We start from the raw sequence: 20409 nt of genomic DNA, 5'->3' as shown, positions 1-20409 counted from the left end.
CCCCCTTCTAGGGGGTTATAAAGCAAAACCGCCTTCTAAGAAGGCGGATATTTTTTTGAAGAATGTCTCCAGCAGCCGAACACCAATACCTTGCGTGCAACGTCCGTGTTACCTCACCTTCAGCGCGTAAAAGAAAAACTATTCGATAACGTTGAAGACAACTTGCGTTTGTCTGAGATCGCGGAAGAGGTAGGCGTTAGTCAATATCATCTTATTCGTAGTTTCAAACAGTTTTATGGGCTATCACCGCATGCATATTTACTTGATGAACGGATTAAACGTGCGAAGTCCATGCTTAAGACAGGGCAAACAATTGTCGACACTTCAAACGCGCTTGGTTTTTCTGATCAAGCGCATTTTCAACGTAATTTTAAGAGGAGAGTGGCAGTAACACCAAGGGTCTATCAATCCTTTTTTCTCTGATTTTATCGTTGTAATTCGCTCCTTCTTAAATACTACCTTAGTCCAAATTGTCGACAATTTGCTTGATTGTCGATAATTTAATCGTGTATTTTATGTTCATGTTATGGAGTTGTTGACAATTAAGTTTCAGCAAGCAGAAGTGAGCAGCGTGAATATGAATACTGCGATAAAAGATCTCACCTTAAGTGCACACACGAAAACACGTGTGAGCGAAAAAGAAAACACCAAGTCGGAAAATCTGACTGAGTACCTCGTTGAGGCGATTGTTAACGGTGAATTGTCACCAGGAAGTAAGATTTCGGAGCCTGAATTGGCTAAGCGCTTTGAAGTAAGTCGAGGTCCACTACGTGAAGCGATAATGCGAGTTGAAGGGCTTGGCCTGATCGAACGTATTCCTCATGTTGGGGCTCGAGTTATTACTTTTTCGGCAGACAAACTTCTAGAGCTTTACTCGGTGCGAGAAGCATTAGAAGGCATGGCTGCTCGATTGGCAGCGCGACATATCACACAAGAAGAGCTTATTGGGCTTGAAGGGTTATTGTCGACACACTCAAAGCACATCGATGAAGTCGAAGGTTCTTCTTACTTTCATCAACATGGGGATTTTGATTTCCATTACCGCATTATCAAAGCGAGTCGTAACAGCAAACTCATTTCGCTGTTGTGTGATGAGCTTCATCACTTATTGCGCATGTATCGCTACCAATCACCCAGAGCACAGTCTCGACCAAAAGAAGCGCTCGATGAACACAAATACATCCTACAAGCGATTGGTAATCGCGATGAAGAGCTAGCAGAAATGCTAATGCGACGACACATCTCGGGAAGCCGATTGCTTATAGAACAACAAATTCAATCCAAAGATCTTGAGTAACTGGCGACTGGTATTTGCCAGAGGTTCTTCGCTGACGAGAGCTAAACATCAGTAGTCATAAAGATTAGAAATAAACAATTAACAGGGAGCGTCATTATGAAGTTATCAGCAGGAGCTAAGTTCCGACAAGCTGTGCAAGACAACGACCCATTGCAGATCGTCGGTGCGGTGAATCCGTATTGCGCGATGATGGCAAAGAACTTAGGGCATCAGGCGATCTATTTGTCGGGGGGAGGTATCGCCAATGCGTCTTACGGTTTGCCTGATTTAGGTATCACCACATTGAACGATGTGTTGGTCGATGTTGAACGTATTACTAACGCATGTGATCTGCCATTGCTGGTGGATATCGACACGGGTTTTGGTGGCGCATTTAATATTGCACGTACCATTCGAGCGATGGAAAAAGCGGGCGCAGCTGCGATTCATATGGAAGACCAAGTTGCGCAAAAACGCTGTGGTCATCGACCAAATAAAGCAATTGTGAGCCAGCAAGAGATGGTCGATAGAGTCAAAGCGGCAACCGATGCTAGAACCGATGAGAGCTTTGTGATTATGGCGCGTACGGATGCATTGGCGGTTGAAGGCATTGATAGTGCGATTGAACGAGCGATTGCGTGTGTTGAAGCGGGCGCTGACATGATTTTTCCTGAAGCGATGAATCAGCTAGATCAATACGTGAAGTTCTCGGCGGCGTTGAAATCAGCAACGGGTAAGCACGTGCCTATTCTTGCGAACATCACTGAGTTTGGCCAAACGCCGCTCTATAACTGTAACGAGTTGGCCCAATCAAGTGTCGACATGGTGCTTTATCCATTGAGTGCGTTCCGTGCTATGAACAAAGCGGCGGAGAAAGTTTACAAGCACTTGTTAGTTGAAGGCAATCAAGAAGCTCTGTTGGATTCAATGCAAACCCGTAAAGAGCTTTATGAACACCTGAATTACCACGACTACGAAAACAAGCTTGATCAGTTGTTTTCAAGCGAAGGGTAACCCAGTTTCAATTAATCAAAAATCAACTTAATCCAATAACGTGAAATGGTTAGTCGCCATATCCAGTACCGATGATAAAGATCACCGGACACATAAACAGGCAGCACCAAAGAGTGCAGGCGGCTAACACAGAAAAGGAGTTCACCATGTCTGTATCTTTGAGTGATAAAGCAGCTGTCGATAAGGCTTCAACAGAAAACCAACAACAAAGCGCAAAAACAGCAAGTGCACCTGCAATCGGTGGTGCTGGTCTACGTGGCCAAAGTGCGGGAACTACGGCGCTATGTACGGTAGGCCAGTCAGGAACGGGTTTGACCTACCGTGGCTATGATATAACCGACCTTGCTAATCATGCTCAGTTCGAAGAAGTGGCGCATCTGCTACTAAGAGGTCACTTACCCACTGAAAAAGAGCTTGATGATTACAAAATATTTTTGGTTGGTCTGCGCGGCTTGCCTCAACCTTTGAAAGCAGCACTAGAGCTTATCCCAGCAGACGCTCATCCAATGGATGTGATGAGAACGGGCTGTTCAATGCTAGGTAATCTAGAGCAAGAGTCTGATTTTTCTGAGCAACTGTCCGCGACCGAACGAATGCTCGCACTTTTCCCTGCGATTATTTGTTACTGGTATCGCTTTAGCCATGATGGCGTGCGCATTGACACAGAAGATCAAAGCGAAGCATGTCTGGGTGGCTACTTCTTGAAAATGCTAACAGATAAAGCGCCGAGTGAACTGCATAAGAAGGTAATGCACTGCTCGCTAACCCTTTACGCGGAGCATGAGTTTAATGCTTCAACCTTTGAGGCTCGTGTGTGTGCATCAACGTTGTCGGATATTCACTCGTGTGTCACAGCAGCGATTGGTACGTTGCGAGGCCCTTTACATGGCGGTGCAAACGAAGCTGCGATGGAAATGATCCAAGATTGGCAAACCGCCGATGAAGCTGAAACGAACATCATGAATATGCTTGCTAACAAAGACAAGATTATGGGCTTCGGTCATGCCATTTATCGTGAAAGCGACCCACGAAATGCTCTAATCAAGCGTTGGTCAAAAGAGCTTGCTCAAGAGGTGGGTGATAAACAGCTTTATGTCGTTTCAGAGCGTGTTGAAGAGGTTATGAAGCGCGAGAAAGGCTTGTTCTGTAACGCTGACTTCTTCCATGCATCGGCCTACCACTTCATGGACATCCCAACCAAATTATTTACCCCGATCTTCGTGATGAGCCGCCTTACGGGGTGGACAGCACACGTGTTCGAACAAAGAGAAAACAATCGCATCATTCGTCCAAGTGCAGACTACACCGGGCCAGAGCATCAAGACTGGCTACCTATTCATCTACGTTAGCCATCTATAACGAGCCGACTTCCGTCTTCATATGACAAGTCCTCAAGAACCAACGAATAGAATCTAACAGATAATGGTGGATGTATGTCTGATGTAACATTTGAACAAGCTCAGTACCTTGATAAAAAGCAGTACCGTAAGCTTTTACCCGGTACTCATTTAGAGTATTTCGATGCCTGTGAAGCAGTAGAAACGATATCTCCGGGCAGTTATAAAACCTTGCCTTATACGTCGCGAGTATTGGCTGAGCAATTAGTAAGACGCTGTGATCCTGAAACCCTTGAAGACAGCTTAAAGCAGATCATTGACCGCAAGAGCGACCTTGATTTCCCTTGGTATCCTGCACGTGTGGTGTGTCATGACATTCTAGGTCAAACCGCTCTGGTTGATTTGGCTGGTTTACGCGATGCAATTGCCGACCAAGGTGGCGACCCTGCCAAGGTAAATCCCGTTGTCGAAACCCAATTGATTGTTGATCACTCTCTGGCTGTGGAACACGCTGGATTTGATAATGAAGCATTTGATAAAAACCGTGCGATTGAAGAGCGCAGAAACGAAGACCGTTTTCATTTTATTGAATGGTGTAAAACCGCGTTTAAAAACGTGAGTGTGATCCCAGCGGGTAACGGGATCATGCACCAGATTAACTTGGAAAAAATGTCTCCGGTCATTCAATCTAAAGAAGGCATCGCGTTTCCTGATACCTGTGTTGGTACCGATAGCCATACACCGCACGTTGATGCTCTGGGCGTTATTGCAATTGGTGTGGGCGGCTTGGAAGCTGAAACTGTGATGCTCGGTCGTCCGTCGATGATGCGTTTGCCTGACATAGTCGGTGTTAAACTTATCGGTCAGAGACAAGAAGGCATTACCGCGACTGATATTGTGCTTGCGATTACAGAGTTTCTTCGCAATGAGAGAGTAGTTTCAAGCTATTTGGAATTCTTCGGTGAAGGGGCTCGTGCACTGACCATTGGTGACCGCGCAACAATATCTAACATGACACCAGAATATGGCGCGACTGCGGGGATGTTCTACATCGATGAGCAGACCATTCAATACCTTAAACTCACGGGACGAGAGCCTGAACAAGTTGAACTAGTCGAACGCTATGCCAAGCAAACCGGACTTTGGGCTGATGACTTAGATTCCGCTCAATACGAACGTGTGCTTGAGTTTGATTTGTCAAAAGTTGAACGCAACCTTGCAGGGCCTTCGAATCCTCATCGCCGTTTGCCAACCAGCGAACTTGCCAAGCAAGGAATCAGTCAAGCATCTTGGAAAGACCAGCATGCTAAGCAGTACAGCGATGAACAGATGCCCGATGGTGCCGTAATCATTGCGGCAATTACTTCTTGTACCAACACCAGCAACCCAAGAAACGTAGTCGCCGCAGCATTGGTGGCTAAGAAGGCCAATCAGCTTGGATTATTTCGCAAGCCGTGGGTTAAAACGTCATTTGCTCCGGGTTCTAAAGTTGCCAAGCTCTATCTAGAGTCGGCAGGTTTGCTTCCTGAGCTAGAAAAATTAGGCTTCGGTATCGTAGGTTATGCGTGTACTACCTGTAACGGAATGAGTGGGGCGTTGGATCCTAAAATCCAACAAGAGATCATCGACCGCGACTTGTATTCAACCGCCGTGTTATCTGGGAACCGAAATTTCGATGGTCGAATCCATCCTTATGCTAAGCAAGCGTTTTTAGCCTCACCGCCATTGGTGGTTGCTTATGCTTTAGCGGGTACGATTCGCTTTGATATAGAGAAAGACAGCCTAGGTACCGACAACAATGGAAAGCCAATCTACTTAAGTGATTTATGGCCGAGTGATGCAGAGATCGATGCGGTTGTCGGTGAACATGTTAAGCCTCAGCAATTCCAACAAATCTACGTAAAAATGTTCAAGTCAGACGAGGAGCAGGTAACGACTGAACCGCTTTATGATTGGCGACCTCAAAGTACCTATATTCGCAGACCACCTTATTGGGAAGGGGCTCTTGCGGGAGAACGAAGCCTTTCAGGGATGAGACCTTTAGCGATTCTGGGTGACAACATCACTACGGACCATTTATCTCCTTCAAATGCGATTCTCGCTTCGAGCGCGGCGGGGGAATACCTCACCAAAATGGAAGTGCCGGAAGAGGACTTTAACTCTTATGCGACCCATCGAGGTGATCACTTAACCGCACAACGAGCAACCTTCGCCAACCCTAAACTGTTTAACGAAATGGTGAAGGATGCTGGAGAAGTCGTGCAAGGTTCATTAGCAAGAGTTGAACCCGAAGGTCAAGTTACGCGAATGTGGGAAGCGATAGAAACCTACATGAATCGTAAACAACCCTTGATTGTCGTTGCTGGTGCCGATTATGGACAAGGTTCATCACGTGATTGGGCGGCCAAAGGTGTGCGCTTAGCGGGTGTTGAAGTGATTGTGGCTGAAGGATTTGAACGAATTCACAGAACCAACTTGGTTGGCATGGGCGTACTGCCTTTGCAATTCAAAGCGGGGACCAATCGCAACACCTTAGAACTGGACGGCACCGAGCTTTACGACGTGTACGGCGACATTGAAGCAGGGTCTGATTTGGCTCTAGTCATCACTCGTAAAAACGGTGACAAGCTGGATGTTCCTGTGACCTGCCGACTAGACACGGCAGACGAAGTGAATGTGTACAGCGCTGGTGGCGTATTGCAACGTTTCGCTAAAGACTTTCTCGCACAGTAGGAGCTTATGATGACAAATAAACAGATAAAAGTACCTGCTACCTACATGCGGGGCGGAACAAGCAAAGGCGTTTTCTTCAACTTAAGTGACTTACCTGAGGCTGCGCAAGTTGCCGGAGAAGTTCGAGACGCATTACTTCTGCGCGTGATTGGTAGTCCAGATCCTTATGGCAAACAAACCGATGGCATGGGTGGTGCAACATCCAGTACCAGTAAAACCGTTATTGTTTCGAAAAGTAGTAAAGCCGATCACGATGTTGATTACCTATTCGGCCAAGTAGCAATAGACAAGCCGTTCGTTGATTGGAGCGGTAACTGCGGCAATCTGTCTGCTGCCATAGGCCCATTTGCAATTCATAGTGGACTGGTCGATTCGAATCGTATTCCAGAAAACGGTATGGTCGAGGTGCGAGTATGGCAAGTGAACATAGAGAAAACCATTATTGTTCATGTACCTATCGCTGATGGGGAAGTCCAAGAGTTAGGTGACTTTGAGCTTGATGGTGTCACTTTCCCCGCTGCTGAGATCCAAGTCGATTTCCTAGATCCAGCCGATGCGAGTGGTTCTATGTTTCCAACAGGGAATGTTGTCGATTTTTTAGATGTTCCCGATTTGGGTTGCATCAAAGCGACATACATTAATGCTGGGATACCCACCATTTTTGTTGATGCTGAATCGGTTGGTTACCAAGGCACTGAACTTCAATCAGATATCAATAGTGATACCAAAGCCTTGGCTTTGTTTGAATCCATACGAGCACATGGTGCAGTAGCGATGGGTCTTATTGATTCTTTAGAACAAGCTGAATCACGTCAACATACACCTAAAGTCGCGTTTGTTGCTAAGCCTCAAGCGTACCAAGCCTCCAGTGGTAAATCGGTTGCTGTCGAAGATACTGACCTTCTGGTGCGTGCTTTGTCTATGGGACAACTGCATCACGCCATGATGGGTACGGCTGCGGTTGCTATTGCTTCAGCAGCAAGCGTCCCGGGCACCTTAGTCAATTTAGCAGTCGGTGAGGGAAGTAGTGATTTCGTGACTTTTGGCCATCCATCAGGAACCTTAAAAGTGGGTGCTAAAGCTATTCAGACAGAAAGTGGGTGGAAAATAGAAAGGGCGATAATGAGTCGTAGTGCCCGAGTGATCATGGAAGGTGCCATCCGTGTGCCTTTTCCTAAGTAAAGCGATTGTCGTGAACGGTCAAATGTTCACGAACACAACGCTGAGAAAAGAGTGCACCCAAGTGACACAGCCAAAAGCAAGGCGCTTGGACTAATGGATAAATCATGGAGGAGGCACTATGTCTGCTACGAATCGAATGAATAGAAAAACAGACTATATCACCGAGTATCAATGGGCTAGGGAAGACCCCAATTCGTTCTGGGAAACACAAGCACAAGCGATAGATTGGTTTGAACCACCAAAAACGATATTACAAACTGACGATAACGGTATTGAACGTTGGTTTCCTGATGGGGTGATGAACACCTGCTGGCTCGCGCTTGATTATCATTGTGAAAATGGGCGAGGTGGCAATACCGCGCTGATTTATGACTCTCCAGTTACAGGAACTCAATCCTCGTACACTTACAATCAATTGCGTGACCAAGTGGCTAAAGTCGCAGGTATGTTAGCGACGCAAGGCGTAACCAAAGGCGATCGTGTGGTGATCTACATGCCAATGATTCCTGAAGCGGCGATGGCAATGTTGGCCTGTGCACGACTAGGCGCGGTTCACTCCGTGGTGTTTGGCGGATTTGCTCCTCATGAGCTCGCAGTTCGAATTGAAGATGCTGAACCTAAAGTGTTGATCACGGCATCCTGTGGTGTCGAGATAAACAAGGTGCTGCCATATAAGCCGATGGTTGATCGCGCAATCATGGACAGCCGCTGGAAGCCTGAGAAAGTGGTGGTATTCCAAAGAGAGCACTCCTTAGCCGAATTGAACAATGAACGCGATGTACTTTGGCAGCAAGCGGTTAACGATGCATTGCCACACAGTTGTGTTCCTGTCTTGGCAACCGATCCGTTGTATATCCTTTACACATCAGGCACTACGGGTAAGCCTAAAGGCGTTGTACGTGACAATGGTGGTCATGCGGTCGCGATGAAATACTCGATGAGTACCATCTACGATATGCCGCAAGATGGTGTATTTTGGGCGGCTTCTGATGTCGGCTGGGTTGTGGGTCATTCCTATATTGTGTATGCACCATTGATTCACGGCTGCACTACGATTCTGTTTGAAGGTAAGCCGGTAAGAACACCAGATCCAGGCGCATTCTGGCGTGTGTGTGAAGAGTACAACGTCGATGTGTTGTTTTCCGCGCCAACAGCATTTAGAGCTATCAAGAAAGAAGATCCTGAAGGTGAGTTGCTCACCAAGTATGACTTATCATCGCTCAAGTCGATTTTCATGGCGGGAGAACGCTTAGACCCGCCAACATTGGATTGGGTTGAGTCTCATACTAATAAGCCGGTTATCGATCATTGGTGGCAAACCGAAACGGGTTGGGCTATCTCTGCAAACCCTACAGGGCTAGAGTCTTTGCCAGTGAAAGCCGGCTCTTCAACGAAGCCCGTACCGGGTTACCAAGTGGAGATCCTCAATGAGCTCGGTGAAGTAGCTCTGCCTAATCAACAAGGATTTGTGGCGCTTAAACGCCCATTACCACCAGGTTGTCTACCGACGGTTTGGCGCAACCATGACCGATTTGAGTCTGGCTATCTGAGTCAGTTCCCAGGCTACTATGTTTCTGGTGACGGTGGTTACCTTGATGAAGACGGTTATCTATTTATCATGGGTCGTATTGATGATGTGATAAATGTCGCAGGACATCGTCTGTCGACGGGTGAAATGGAAGAGATCGTAGGTGGTCACCCTGCGATTGCTGAGTGTGCTGTTGTTGGTATTCACGATGATTTGAAGGGGCAATTACCGCTGGGTTTAGTTGTGCTAAAAGATGGCGTGAAAGTAGATAGCATTGAACTGCAAGCCGAGCTAGTGGGTAAGGTTCGTAACGAGATTGGTGCGGTTGCATGTTTTAAGCAAGCCTTGGTGGTTGAGAGGCTGCCTAAGACGCGTTCAGGTAAGATCTTGCGTAGAACTATCCGACAGATAGCCGAAGGTGAGCAATATGTGGTGCCTTCTACTATTGATGATCCAACAAGCTTAACGGAAATTGCAGAAAAGCTAGGTAGATGAACTTTGAAGGTTAGTTAATCTCTATTTGGTGCGTTTATAAACGCATAGCCAAACGTGATGGTTTACCTAAACTCTACTTTATTCTTCCGGTTATCCATTGCGCTTATTATGACCTCATTATGAATCCCACATATTGAGGTCTTTTTATGCGAGCCTACTTTTTACTCATAATTTTACTTGTTAGTGGTGCTGCTAATGCCGCCACTTCACAGCATGATATCAGCAGAACGTTGTTAGAATCTTTGAGTCACCCCAAAGTATTTAAATGCGTATCTAAGACTGGTGTCGATTTGTATCAAGCGGTTTTTGATATTGGCGTAGGGTATGAAGCAGATCCTATTAACTCGAAGATGATTGTTAATTCAAGGAAAGGCCGCTATGAATACCAAATCTTGGGCGCGGTAAGATCTGAAAGGGCCGGTGAAATTGTCGTGTTGACCCGTCATGTTGGTGATGGTGTGAAAGTCGCAGCGATGATTAATGATGAAAATGGTAAAATACTGGGGATAGGCGATAAAAATCATTATCGAGATTGTGGCGTAAGACCACCTCCAAGTGCTGCGGATATGCAGAACTTTTGGTCTAAAGACTAAACCTGAACGGCAATCATTCTTAAGGCGACCTTTTTGGTCGTCTTTTTTGTGTCTGATGAATTAAGCACATTGATACGACACGTCATCATTCGGTTATGTGTTCACTACGAAATACATAGCCAAGTATGATGTATCGTCTAAAGGTAGCTTTATTTATCTGGTTAACGGTTCTGCTTAAGATAGTTTCATTCCAAACGAAGAACTAAGCGAGACACTCATGACATTCACTAAACCTTTATTGCTAGCAACATTAATTGTGACTCTTTCTGGTTGTGCATCACCAGCGACAGACAACGAAAATGAAAACGCTGCGCGTAATCGCGGTACTATAGGTGGTGCATTGCTAGGTGCTACGGCTGGTGCATTGACTGGAGATGCAAGTTTGGCCGTTAAGGGCGCCGCTCTGGGTGGCGTGACAGGAGGTGTTGCTGGTTCGATGAAAGATACTGACGACGCTCGAAATGCTCAAAGAACCCAAGTTACAGCAGATGGTTTGGCACAGGATAACCGTACTGATGCAGAAAAGCGTGTCGCTGAAGTAGAAGCGGAAATTAAGCTTATTGAACTGGAACAACAGCTTGCTGAACTCAATGAAGAGAAAGAAGACAACGGCGCATAAAGCGAGAGCTTCGATACACGTTCTACCAGTTCTATCCGAATCAAAACAAATGGTCACTCTATGTGGCCATTTTTGCATCTAAAACACGCAGTTCAAACAACGAATTAATTCAATAACTTGTATAGATACTCACTGCAAGTAAACTAGACTCAGTTTAATTATCAATTAGGTTTGAGAAGCGTACTTGTCATGAATGTCACCTTAAGGGCTGCAAAGCATACCGATCTAGAGCAACTGAATGAGTTGATGTTTGATCTTCATCACCATCATCATATTGCGTGCCCTGAACATTTTAAAACGGCCGAAGAGATAGAGCAGGAAAAGAGTATTGCACGATACTTAGATGATCCTGAGTGTCTAGTGTATGTGGCATTAAAAGGAGAGCTGATTGTTGGCTTTATCTCGGGGCATTTCTGTGAGCTTATTTCTACCGTGAGTAAACCGGTTCAGATGGGCAGTGTCGATGAGCTTTTTGTGTTGCCGGAATATCGAAAAGCGGACGTGGCTCAAATGTTGTTTAATCGCGTTGAATCTACTTTTGAAGACTATGGTGTTACCCAGGTTTTTGTAGAGGTTTGGGACTTTAATTCACCTGCCAAGGACTTCTATCAAAAAATGGGGTTCACACCTCACATTCAATGGATGAGAAAGGCTTTGAACAAAACATAGACAGCGATTTTGTGTGGGTTTGATTACAATACGATGCATTAGCAGTCTTTCATTTTTTCTCTTATTTTTAGGTAAATTCGTTGGTTACTCGATATCTATTAGTTTTTATTCTGTCCCTTTTGAGTGCTACCGCCGCTTGGGCTAACAATACCTTGCCTGATCACATCGCGGGCGCTTTGTGTGTAGTACGTGCTGATAACCAAATCGTATTGGTTGATGAATTGATCACCGGTCATTTATCTCTGCCGGGTGGTACTGTTGTTTCTGGTGAGCCGCCAGCTATCGCAGCGCAACGTGAAACTTGGGAAGAGGCTGGCTTGTCTGTTACGGTCGGTGATGTGTTGGGTTATACCGACAGTGCCGTTGTGTATGATTGTATTTCTGATTCTGAAGTGATCAGCTACCAAGCTCGAAATGAGTTAGGTGGCTTTGAGCTACCAATTTGGTTCGCTCCTCATTATGGAGTGGAAGTGAGTCGTGCGATGTTACTTCCTCCCACTGAGTTGGAAGCAAATCAATACCGCTATCCTGAACAATGGTCTGAGATTAACGAATTCTTTCTATCCGCGAAAAATCAACCAGTGACTTACGTTACTGAGCTGGTGGGCGCAGCTCCTAAAGTTCATCAAGCTGAATTGAACGGGATTGTTTCACTTCAAAACACGTTTGATAACCTGCCGAATGTTTTTGCTAATACGATACTTTTGACAGACTTATTAGCAAAGCCGTGGATCTTTATCATGATCTTGCCGTTAGTCGCTTGGCACTTTGGTCGTAATTTCGCATTGAAATTTGGTTTCACGCTGATATCCGTGACTCTGCTTACGTTAATCGCGCATCAGGGTTTTGGTTTTCCTCGCCCACATGCTTATCTCCCAACGTTAAAGCTAGTGACGAGTAGTGGGTATAGCTTTCCGAGCTTGTTGGCGGCTTTATGGGTTAGTTTAACTTTGTTAGTTTGTTGGAAGCTCAAACGCTTAACAGATCAGAAATCGCTGTTGATAGTGACAGTTGGACTATTGTGGATCATGTTATTCAAAACTTATTCAGGCAGCGCGTTCTTTAGTGATGTGTTGATGGGCGGCGTCTTAGGTGCCTTAACGACGTGGCATATCGTGAGATTAGACAGTAAGCCTGATATCGATATCAGTGTATTGTTAAGCTCAAAAAGCGTATGGTGGGGCTTATGCTTACTCTCAATCGTCTTAACCGTAATTTGGCCATTGCCGACCTTCACGTTTTTGGTTGCGATTTTAATGACGATTGCATGTTTGGTGACGTTAACAGATTCAAAACCGCTAACGGGTCAGTTCTCGTTTAATATTGTGATTGGCGTGATTGTGATGTTGCTAGCGGGTAATTTATTGATCAGTTGGGCAGGCAGCTTTGTCTCATTTAGTGGTATCGCTTCATTTATTGTCGAGACCTTACGTTTTCCAATCTTGATTTTGTTCGGTGTCGTGGCCTTTCGTTTGCCTTGGAAAAGACAGTAAGCGAACTTAGTCACTTATAATGAAAGAAGGCTGTGCATTGCACAGCCTTTGTCGTTTTTGTAATCGAGTATTAATGTCTCTTTAGCGATTATGAGTTGAAGATAAACTTCTCGATAGCTAATGCGACACCATGATCATCGTTGCTTGCTGTAATGTAGTCAGCGAGCTTCTTGGTTTCTTCCATTGCGTTTTCCATCGCAATACCCATGCCCGCGTATTCAAGCATATGGTGATCGTTTTCAGCATCGCCCATGCAGATCACTTCTTCCGCTGTAATCCCCAAATGTTTAGCGATTGCTTCAATACCCACACCCTTGTTTGAATTTGGGTTTAAGAACTCTAAGAAGAATGGTGCACTTTGCACGATAGTAAACTGAGTCTTAAGCTCTTGTGGCAACTTGCCGATGATTTCAGTCAGCTTGCTTGGCTCAGCGACAATCATTGTTTTGATGATTTCGTGGTCGTCTTCTAGTTGCGAAAAGTCGAACTCGGTAATCTCTAAGCCGTTAATTCGCGCTTCAATAGCTGTGTACTCATTGTTCTCGGGTGTGATTAAACCATGAACCTTGCTGAAGGCATGCACATAACCACCTAGCTCTTGTGCTAATGCAGCAATCTGTTTCGCGGCTCTACCATTGCTAATCTCGCTGTGAATGATCTCTTTTGTCGATACATTCTGAACCATAGAGCCGTTGTAGAAGAGCACAAAGTCATCTTCGCCGTTGATTGAAAGCTCGTCTAGCTTACTCTGCATGCCTTCTAAAGGGCGACCAGAAGCCAGAACCACTTTCACACCTGCAGCGCGAGCTTTAGCAATCGCGTCTTTGTTCTCTTGAGAAATCACTTTTTCACTGTTAAGTAGTGTGCCATCCATATCAAGAGCAATCAGTTTGTACATGTTTTTCCTTACCAAAAAATTAAAAGCTAACAAAATCTAATGAGCGAAAGGATAAGGGAACTTGAAAGCTCAGGCTAGGGCTTTGATCAACTCATTTATCAGTACTCATTTGTTTGACCAAAAGGGGTAAGTGCTTTAAGGTCTGCGGTTGATTAATTTCATCAAATGATTGAGCTGAGGGTAAGTTGTACAAGATTAATGAAATGTTTGAAACCATCCAGGGTGAGGGCGTATTTACCGGCGTTCCTGCTGTGTTTGTTCGTCTACAAATTTGCCCAGTAGGCTGTTCTTGGTGTGACACCAAACAGACGTGGGAAGCATTACCTGAAGATGAAACTAGCCTTGGCGATATTATGGTTAAGACAGAAGATTCACCGACGTGGTCAGCAATTGATGCTCAAGGAATCGTGAATGAATACATCAAACAAGGTTACACAGCTAAGCACATTGTGATCACCGGTGGCGAGCCGTGCATTTATGATCTTGTCCCTCTTACTGAAGCATTTGAGCAACACGGTTGTCGCTGTCAGATTGAGACCAGCGGAACATCAGAAGTAAAAGCCACATCGGACACTTGGGTTACGGTGTCACCGAAGGTCGCAATGAAAGCCAAGTTGGACATCCTTGATAGCGCACTCGTTCGTGCGAATGAAATCAAGCACCCTGTTGGCACAGGTAAAGATATCGAGCAGCTTGATGCTCTTCTTGCTAGAGCCGATGTTCCTGAAAATACGGTCATTGCACTTCAGCCTATTAGCCAAAAAGAACGTGCAACACAGCTGTGTATCGACACTTGTATTGAACGTAACTGGCGTTTATCTATTCAAACCCACAAATATTTGAGCATCGCATAGATCGTATTTGTTTACTGGCCTAGATAAGTCGCTAGTAAAAGATTCTCGTAAGGATTTAAGATGAAAAAAGCAGTTGTAGTATTCAGTGGTGGTCAAGACTCAACCACTTGTCTTGTTCAAGCTTTGAAAGAGTATGATGAAGTTCATGCGATTACGTTTGATTATGGTCAGCGCCATAAGCTAGAGATTGAAGTGGCAGAGTCATTGTCAAAAGAGCTTGGTGTGAAAGCACACAAAGTGATGGATGTGACCCTGTTGAATGAGCTAGCGATTAGCTCTCTAACGCGTGACGATATTCCTGTATCACACGAGCTACAAGAGAATGGATTGCCAAACTCGTTCGTTCCTGGTCGTAATATTCTTTTCTTAACACTGGCCGGTATTTACGCGTACCAAATCGGTGCTGAAACTGTGATTACTGGTGTGTGTGAAACCGATTTCTCGGGCTATCCTGATTGCCGCAATGATTTTGTAAAAGCGATGAATTCTGCGCTTGTACAAGGCATGGACAAGAAGCTCGATATCAAAACACCATTGATGTGGCTGAACAAAGCTGAAACATGGGCGATGGCTGACCAATATTCAGCACTTGAGCTTGTTCGCAATAAAACTCTGACTTGTTACAACGGCATCATCGGCGACGGTTGTGGTGATTGTCCTGCATGTGAACTAAGAAAAGTTGGCCTTAACGATTACCTAGGTGATCGCGAAGGCATTATGGCTGAGTTGGTTCGTAAACAGGCTGAGAATAAATAACATCAGGTAAGTCTATTGGGTCGTTATAAGCATCGATGATGCAATTTCGGCCATTACTCTTCGCTTGATAAAGTGCTTGGTCAAGAACCGAGTACAAGTCATCAAAGTCACTTAATGCGTTTGAGGTTGCTAGATAAGCAAAACTCGCGGTTACATTAAGTGGCTTTTTGCTTTCTGCTAAGAAGACAGTGCTTGATATCGCGTAGTGTAACTCTTCAACACGCTCCCGGACTTCTGAAGGTTTAGTATCGGTCAGCATGATAAGAAACTCTTCACCGCCTAAGCGGCCAAACAATTCATCACTCATCAAGTGCTTTCTTATTTGTTGACTAATATGGACGAGTGCTCGATCACCAGTAGGGTGGCCATGTTCGTCATTTATCCTCTTGAACTTATCTAGGTCTAGCAAAACCAGAGCGTGTTGCCTGTTCGCGCCTTTACAGCGTTTCACTCGTTTGATTCGTCGTATTATTTCGGTTCGACTATAAGCCTTAGTCATCCTATCAATAGCCGCTCTAGCGCGAATACTCCGGTTGGTAAACACAGTAAAGCTCGCAGCACATATTAAAAGTACGACAATGATGTTGTACATCAATCGCTGGTGTTCCATTTTCTCGATATGAAGACGATCGAGTCTAGTTTGATTCGTTAAAAAAGAGTTTTCTAATTCTTGTTCGTATTTAGCGTGCGTAAGATCAAGCGCCTCAAAAGCAAGTCGGTTGTCGATGTCTCGTGCTTCCATCTGAATGGATGAGTATCGTTGATAGAAATAGAAAGCTTGCTTGTAGTCTTCGAGTTTCTGATGGATTGTTGAAAGTTGAAGAAGTGCTTGAGCGATGTATTTATGCCTCGTGACAAGTTCTGCTAACTTTAACGCTTGTTGAGCATAATTGAGTGCTTCTGTTGTTAACTTACGCTCCTCAAACATATCGCTGATGGCCAAATAAGCGTTGATACGAATGACATCATTGTTCAGTTCATTGGAAGCCGACAGAGATTCGATTAAGTAATCTCTCGCTAAATCATATTGTCGTGTTTGTGTATAGGCTTTGCCTAACCCTAAATTTGTCAGTGCGATTCCGTAGCTATGAGAAGACGTACTTAGCAATACCTTAGCCTTGAGGAAGTGTTCAATCGCTCGTTCATTGTCAGCTTGAGTTAAATATAAATCAGCAAGGCTATGGTGTACTTGAGCTTTCATTAAATCAGAGGCATCGTCCCTTAGTACCAGAGCTTCTTCCAAGTATTGTGCTGATTTTTTGTATTGTTTGAGTTCTTTGAGTAAATTGCCGACATCGTTGTAGATCCCGGAGATATCGTGACCTTGTGGAAAGACATTGACCAGTGACAGATAAGTACTTAGAGCCGCTTGATAGTCACTACGAAAATGTTGATTGTTGGCAATCACTCGATAAGTTGCAAACTTTGGTAAGACTGGATCAGCAATGCCATTTAAGTCAGCTTGAAGCGCAGAACAGTAGTAGTTAGCCTGATGATATTTGGCCTGTTCGTTAAGAGAGCGACAAAGTTGATATTTTAACAACGCACGTCCCGTCAAATCGTTACGTGATTGCATTTTGGTCAATAGTGTTAAAAAGCCTTGCTGAGCCACTTGATACCGGCCTTGTCCATCCATCACTAGCGCTGAAATAAAAGACTCTTCTATGGATTGGTATTCGTCGTTTATTGAGGCAATACCATAGAAGGGCTGATCTCTGTGGCTCATGTAGTGATATAAGAGAGATGATATATAGAGTTTGTCTCCAAAAGAACTCAAGCTTGTATAGCGGGTTTGCAACATATTCAATGCGCGAGAAGGTGAGCGTTCTAGTGTAGAAAGATAGAGGGCATTCCAGTCAGCGTTGGGGGTTGCAATAGCCCCGAGAATAGAAGTATTTTTTGAGGAATATCGATCTGATGGTGATTCTTGGCTAGCAGTAAAAAAGCTAATGAAAATCAGGAAGGTAACTAAAATGGAACGAATCACAACAGACTATTATTCAGATAAAGAACGATATTCTATGTTTAGTTTGATCTTGCTTCAAATTTTGAATGGTTTTGGTATGAAGTTATGCGGGCGAAGTCTCTAATTTATGATATATCTCAGACAGATAGCATAAACTAGAGAGATATCGGCCATGCGCGTTTACACGGCCGATACTGGAAACTAGATGTATAGTTTCGCCAGATCAGAAGGCTCAAGTTCTTTGCCTTCTAATGCTGCATTCCAGTTAGTACCAACAAGAACGCCGTCTTCAGCAAGAGTCAGTAACCAATCTTCTACAAAGATATCTAGTGGAATTTCTAGTACTTCGAAATCAGCCCATTCTTCAACGTTATGAGTTTGAGCATCTTCTTTTGAAGACCAGAACGGCATCACTTCGCTGTTTTCGAATTCACTTGAATCACATGCTAGCCAACCTTCATCATTGCGAAGGCCCCACACCAGTTTAGTTTCTTGTGTTTCAGAAACGAAAAGTTCTAGATTTGCTTGAATATCAGCAGTTAGTTTGCTCATGGATTAATTCTCTATGTTGATAACGATGCAAGATTAACATTATAGACGGCTTAGGTATATGCTATTCAAGGAATTATAAGAATACTGAAACGTTAGCTTAAGATAACGTTTCAGTATGGGTGGAGTGAGGTAGAAGCTACTTTTTGATTTTGGTGAAGATATGCCATTCTTCTTTGATATTGCCTTTAAAGCTAGCAACAGAAGCGACAACTTTTCGATGTAACGCGTGATTGATTTGGGTGTCATCGCTGCTGAATTCAGAATCACCATGACCGACGATGTTGACTCTAGATGGCTGAATACCGTTGCTGATGAGTGCACGTCTTACATGCGATGCTCGTTCTTTCGAAAGCTTTAGGTTGTGTGCCGCGTTACCTATTTTGCTGGCATAACCTTGTAACTCAATCGATGTACCCTCGTAACGCTTCAAAAACGCAGCCATCTGGCGTATCTGGCCAAGAAAGACTGGATTAATTTCTGTAGAGTTATTAGCAAAGAGTATGTGAAGCTCTTTCTTCTCTGATGACTCGAAATATGAACCACAACCGTCGTTATCTATTTCTGCACCAATCTGAGTATCGACACACAGATCTCGCGCGTTGATTACACCGTCATTGTCATCATCTTGAAGGTCGTAAATTTGAGTAACAGGCGGAAGAGCGCGATATTCAAATTCGTCCTCGTTGTTTTCAGCTAAAGCATTGGCAGATACAACCATGAAGCAAAGCGATAATACTGTGTTGGTAAGCTTCATTAATATTCCACCTTTTCATTCCATTCTTCTGGGATCTCAACTCGTAAACCGATGAGTAGGTTACCAGTTGCATTCATTACGCGATATTTTGCGTATTGCTCGTCATACTTAGCGTCTAAATAGCCTTTACGAGCTTCGAATAATTCATTCTCGGTGTTCAGTAAATCGAGAAGGGTACGCTTACCGATGCGGTATTGTTTCTCATACGAGATAACTGTGTCTGATGCCGAGTCTACGTGGTCAGATAGGAACTCTTTTTGCTGAACGGTTAAATCCAATGCGCTCCATGAAAGACGCAAGCTCTCTTCCACATTACGGTAAGTACTCTCGCGGAGGTCTTTTGCTTTATTGAGTTGATAAGCGGCACTTTCAGCACGATCTTGGTCAGACCCACCGTTGTACAAGTTATATCTCAAACGAACCATAGCAGAGAATTCATCGCTGCTGCCTTCTGTACCGCCGGCATCATCGCGCCAGGTTTGAGCGGCTTCAAAAGAAACAGTCGGGTAGTTGGTACTCTTAGACTGCTTGTATTGATACTTTGCTGAGTCAACATCGGCTTGAGCGATCTTAATTACTGGGTGCTGGTTAAACGCTTTTGCCAATGCACCGTCAACAGTGTAAGGAATAGCGCCCGCGTCTGCACGAGGGAAAGTTAGTCCAAGTGGAGATTGGCCAACAAGCCTCTTAAATTGAGTGTGGGTATCAAAAAGATTGTTTTGAGCCGCAAGTAAATTACCGTGTGCTTTCGCAATACGCGCCTCTACTTGTGACATATCTGCTGTTGAACCAATACCGGACTCAACACGCTTACGAATATCGCTGTATATCTCTTTGTGTGTCGCTAGATTGTTTTCAGAAAGTGATAGCACCTCATAGGCTTTTACGGCGTCAAGGTACACCTTAGTCACCTCTAATGCGATATCTTGAGCATTTGATAGCAATTGATAGCGAACTGATTCAGCGTCTGCGGCCGTTCGATCGATATCATTAGAGGTGTTTGCACCGTCCCATATCAGTTGGGTAAGCGTAATCGTTGCTTCTTTTCGTGTCAGGTCGGTTGTGTCCTGATTGGTAGCAAGGTCGGTATGTTCATATCCGATCCCGCCATCTAGGTCTATACTTGGACGGTAAGCACCACCAGAAGCGTCATTAAGATATCGCTTACTGACATATTCGTTATAAGCACTTTTGATTTCAGGGTTACTTTCTAAAGTAAACGCAACGGCTTGCTCTAAGGTCTGGGCTTTAGCCGGTAAACTCAGTGCTATAGCTAACCCTAATGTTGTCTTTTGAAGCCTATTCAATGTGCATCTCCCTAAAGTTAGCTCGCATCTAAATCTTGAATTCGTGATGTTATATACGAAATTTAGATGAACCGCCAAAAAAATCACGATCGCTAAGCTGGCGTTCGCAAATGGTTGTCAAAATGTTAACCGATCAGCGTGCGTTTTATGGTGTTTTTAGACACGTCAACCTTACGTTTTTAAATCTATTATTTTCTGCAAACACAATAACTTATATTACTGATGTGAGCACTAAGATTGTTATGCGATGTGATCACCGTCATTAGTTTGTCACTCAAGTTGTTAAATACTAGATTCATAACAAATAAGGATTAAGGTGTTGCGAAGCCAACACTAAATCCCGAGTGTTGAACAAGCCCGAAGCCACTTTATTAAGTAAATTG

18 protein-coding genes are annotated in these 20409 nt (G+C 44.4%); 13 read left to right on the top strand and 5 right to left on the bottom strand.

What is annotated here, in order from left to right:
- Positions 1–105 precede the first annotated feature (105 nt).
- The 11 genes from ED652_RS20900 (at position 106) to ED652_RS20850 (ending at position 12939) form a co-directional block, all read left to right on the top strand.
- Positions 106–423 carry a helix-turn-helix transcriptional regulator gene (locus ED652_RS20900; RefSeq protein ID WP_254051724.1) on the top strand — a complete coding sequence of 106 codons (318 nt, stop codon included), beginning with the start codon at positions 106–108 and terminating at the stop codon, positions 421–423.
- A gap of 154 nt (positions 424–577) precedes the next feature.
- On the top strand, positions 578–1297 hold the full coding sequence (locus ED652_RS20895; RefSeq protein WP_122056041.1) for a GntR family transcriptional regulator: 720 nt from the start codon (positions 578–580) through the stop codon (positions 1295–1297).
- 96 nt (positions 1298–1393) lie between these two features.
- On the top strand, positions 1394–2290 hold the full coding sequence (gene prpB, locus ED652_RS20890; protein ID WP_122056040.1) for a methylisocitrate lyase: 897 nt from the start codon (positions 1394–1396) through the stop codon (positions 2288–2290).
- Positions 2291–2436: 146 nt separating this feature from the next.
- Positions 2437–3639, top strand: a complete 1203-nt coding sequence (prpC, locus tag ED652_RS20885) for a 2-methylcitrate synthase (RefSeq protein WP_122056039.1) — start codon at positions 2437–2439, stop codon at positions 3637–3639.
- Positions 3640–3723: 84 nt separating this feature from the next.
- On the top strand, positions 3724–6360 hold the full coding sequence (gene acnD, locus ED652_RS20880) for a Fe/S-dependent 2-methylisocitrate dehydratase AcnD (RefSeq protein ID WP_122056038.1): 2637 nt from the start codon (positions 3724–3726) through the stop codon (positions 6358–6360).
- 9 nt (positions 6361–6369) lie between these two features.
- The gene (prpF, locus tag ED652_RS20875) at positions 6370–7542 is read left to right on the top strand and encodes a 2-methylaconitate cis-trans isomerase PrpF (RefSeq protein WP_122056037.1); all 1173 of its coding nucleotides are present in this window, start codon (positions 6370–6372) and stop codon (positions 7540–7542) included.
- A 118-nt stretch (positions 7543–7660) separates the two neighbouring features.
- On the top strand, positions 7661–9565 hold the full coding sequence (locus ED652_RS20870) for a propionyl-CoA synthetase (RefSeq protein ID WP_122056036.1): 1905 nt from the start codon (positions 7661–7663) through the stop codon (positions 9563–9565).
- Positions 9566–9711: 146 nt separating this feature from the next.
- The gene (locus tag ED652_RS20865) at positions 9712–10158 is read left to right on the top strand and encodes a hypothetical protein (protein WP_122056035.1); all 447 of its coding nucleotides are present in this window, start codon (positions 9712–9714) and stop codon (positions 10156–10158) included.
- A 217-nt stretch (positions 10159–10375) separates the two neighbouring features.
- On the top strand, positions 10376–10777 hold the full coding sequence (locus ED652_RS20860) for a glycine zipper domain-containing protein (RefSeq protein ID WP_122056034.1): 402 nt from the start codon (positions 10376–10378) through the stop codon (positions 10775–10777).
- 189 nt (positions 10778–10966) lie between these two features.
- Entirely contained in the window at positions 10967–11446 is a 480-nt protein-coding gene (locus ED652_RS20855; protein WP_017106725.1) for a GNAT family N-acetyltransferase, read from the top strand.
- 80 nt (positions 11447–11526) lie between these two features.
- A complete protein-coding gene (locus ED652_RS20850) occupies positions 11527–12939 on the top strand; it encodes a phosphatase PAP2 family protein (protein WP_122056033.1) in 1413 nt (470 codons plus the stop codon).
- Between the two features lie 88 nt (positions 12940–13027).
- Here ED652_RS20850 and ED652_RS20845 read toward each other — a convergent pair whose 3' ends face one another.
- Positions 13028–13837: a Cof-type HAD-IIB family hydrolase gene (locus tag ED652_RS20845; RefSeq protein WP_122056032.1), complete on the bottom strand. Its 810-nt coding sequence runs from the start codon at positions 13835–13837 to the stop codon at positions 13028–13030.
- 185 nt (positions 13838–14022) lie between these two features.
- Between ED652_RS20845 and queE the strand changes: the two genes are divergently transcribed.
- Both queE and queC read left to right on the top strand, forming a co-directional pair.
- Positions 14023–14691, top strand: a complete 669-nt coding sequence (queE, locus tag ED652_RS20840; protein WP_367889466.1) for a 7-carboxy-7-deazaguanine synthase QueE — start codon at positions 14023–14025, stop codon at positions 14689–14691.
- 60 nt (positions 14692–14751) lie between these two features.
- Positions 14752–15447 carry a 7-cyano-7-deazaguanine synthase QueC gene (gene queC, locus ED652_RS20835; protein ID WP_065103989.1) on the top strand — a complete coding sequence of 232 codons (696 nt, stop codon included), beginning with the start codon at positions 14752–14754 and terminating at the stop codon, positions 15445–15447.
- Here the strand turns inward: queC and ED652_RS20830 are convergent.
- The 4 genes from ED652_RS20830 to ED652_RS20815 all read right to left on the bottom strand — a co-directional run bounded on the left by ED652_RS20830 (position 15407) and on the right by ED652_RS20815 (position 19984).
- Positions 15407–17434, bottom strand: coding sequence for a diguanylate cyclase (locus tag ED652_RS20830; RefSeq protein WP_122056030.1), 2028 nt, complete (start codon positions 17432–17434; stop codon positions 15407–15409). The genes queC and ED652_RS20830 overlap by 41 nt on opposite strands.
- Before the next feature lie 180 nt (positions 17435–17614).
- Positions 17615–17965 (bottom strand): DUF2750 domain-containing protein, encoded by a 351-nt coding sequence (locus tag ED652_RS20825; RefSeq protein ID WP_122056029.1) that lies wholly within the window; start codon positions 17963–17965, stop codon positions 17615–17617.
- A gap of 136 nt (positions 17966–18101) precedes the next feature.
- Positions 18102–18719, bottom strand: a complete 618-nt coding sequence (locus tag ED652_RS20820) for an OmpA family protein (protein ID WP_122056028.1) — start codon at positions 18717–18719, stop codon at positions 18102–18104.
- Positions 18719–19984, bottom strand: a complete 1266-nt coding sequence (locus ED652_RS20815) for a TolC family outer membrane protein (RefSeq protein ID WP_032500350.1) — start codon at positions 19982–19984, stop codon at positions 18719–18721. Before ED652_RS20815 ends, ED652_RS20820 begins: the two co-directional genes overlap by 1 nt.
- Positions 19985–20409: the final 425 nt, after the last annotated feature.

Origin of the sequence: Vibrio sp. Evd11 (genome assembly GCF_900382755.1) — a bacterium.
Taxonomy (GTDB): Bacteria; Pseudomonadota; Gammaproteobacteria; order Enterobacterales; family Vibrionaceae; genus Vibrio; species Vibrio lentus.
Note: the sequence above shows the minus strand (reverse complement) of the source record. Positions and strands in the feature narration are given on the sequence as shown.

Coding starts and splice junctions, on each gene's coding strand:
- prpF (WP_122056037.1), top strand. CDS start 6,370: ATGACAAATAAACAGATAAAAGTACCTGCTACCTACATGCGGGGCGGA.
- acnD (WP_122056038.1), top strand. CDS start 3,724: ATGTCTGATGTAACATTTGAACAAGCTCAGTACCTTGATAAAAAGCAG.
- ED652_RS20895 (WP_122056041.1), top strand. CDS start 578: ATGAATACTGCGATAAAAGATCTCACCTTAAGTGCACACACGAAAACA.
- ED652_RS20825 (WP_122056029.1), bottom strand. CDS start 17,965: ATGAGCAAACTAACTGCTGATATTCAAGCAAATCTAGAACTTTTCGTT.
- prpC (WP_122056039.1), top strand. CDS start 2,437: ATGTCTGTATCTTTGAGTGATAAAGCAGCTGTCGATAAGGCTTCAACA.
- ED652_RS20865 (WP_122056035.1), top strand. CDS start 9,712: ATGCGAGCCTACTTTTTACTCATAATTTTACTTGTTAGTGGTGCTGCT.
- ED652_RS20820 (WP_122056028.1), bottom strand. CDS start 18,719: ATGAAGCTTACCAACACAGTATTATCGCTTTGCTTCATGGTTGTATCT.
- prpB (WP_122056040.1), top strand. CDS start 1,394: ATGAAGTTATCAGCAGGAGCTAAGTTCCGACAAGCTGTGCAAGACAAC.
- ED652_RS20855 (WP_017106725.1), top strand. CDS start 10,967: ATGAATGTCACCTTAAGGGCTGCAAAGCATACCGATCTAGAGCAACTG.
- ED652_RS20860 (WP_122056034.1), top strand. CDS start 10,376: ATGACATTCACTAAACCTTTATTGCTAGCAACATTAATTGTGACTCTT.
- ED652_RS20845 (WP_122056032.1), bottom strand. CDS start 13,837: ATGTACAAACTGATTGCTCTTGATATGGATGGCACACTACTTAACAGT.
- queC (WP_065103989.1), top strand. CDS start 14,752: ATGAAAAAAGCAGTTGTAGTATTCAGTGGTGGTCAAGACTCAACCACT.
- ED652_RS20870 (WP_122056036.1), top strand. CDS start 7,661: ATGTCTGCTACGAATCGAATGAATAGAAAAACAGACTATATCACCGAG.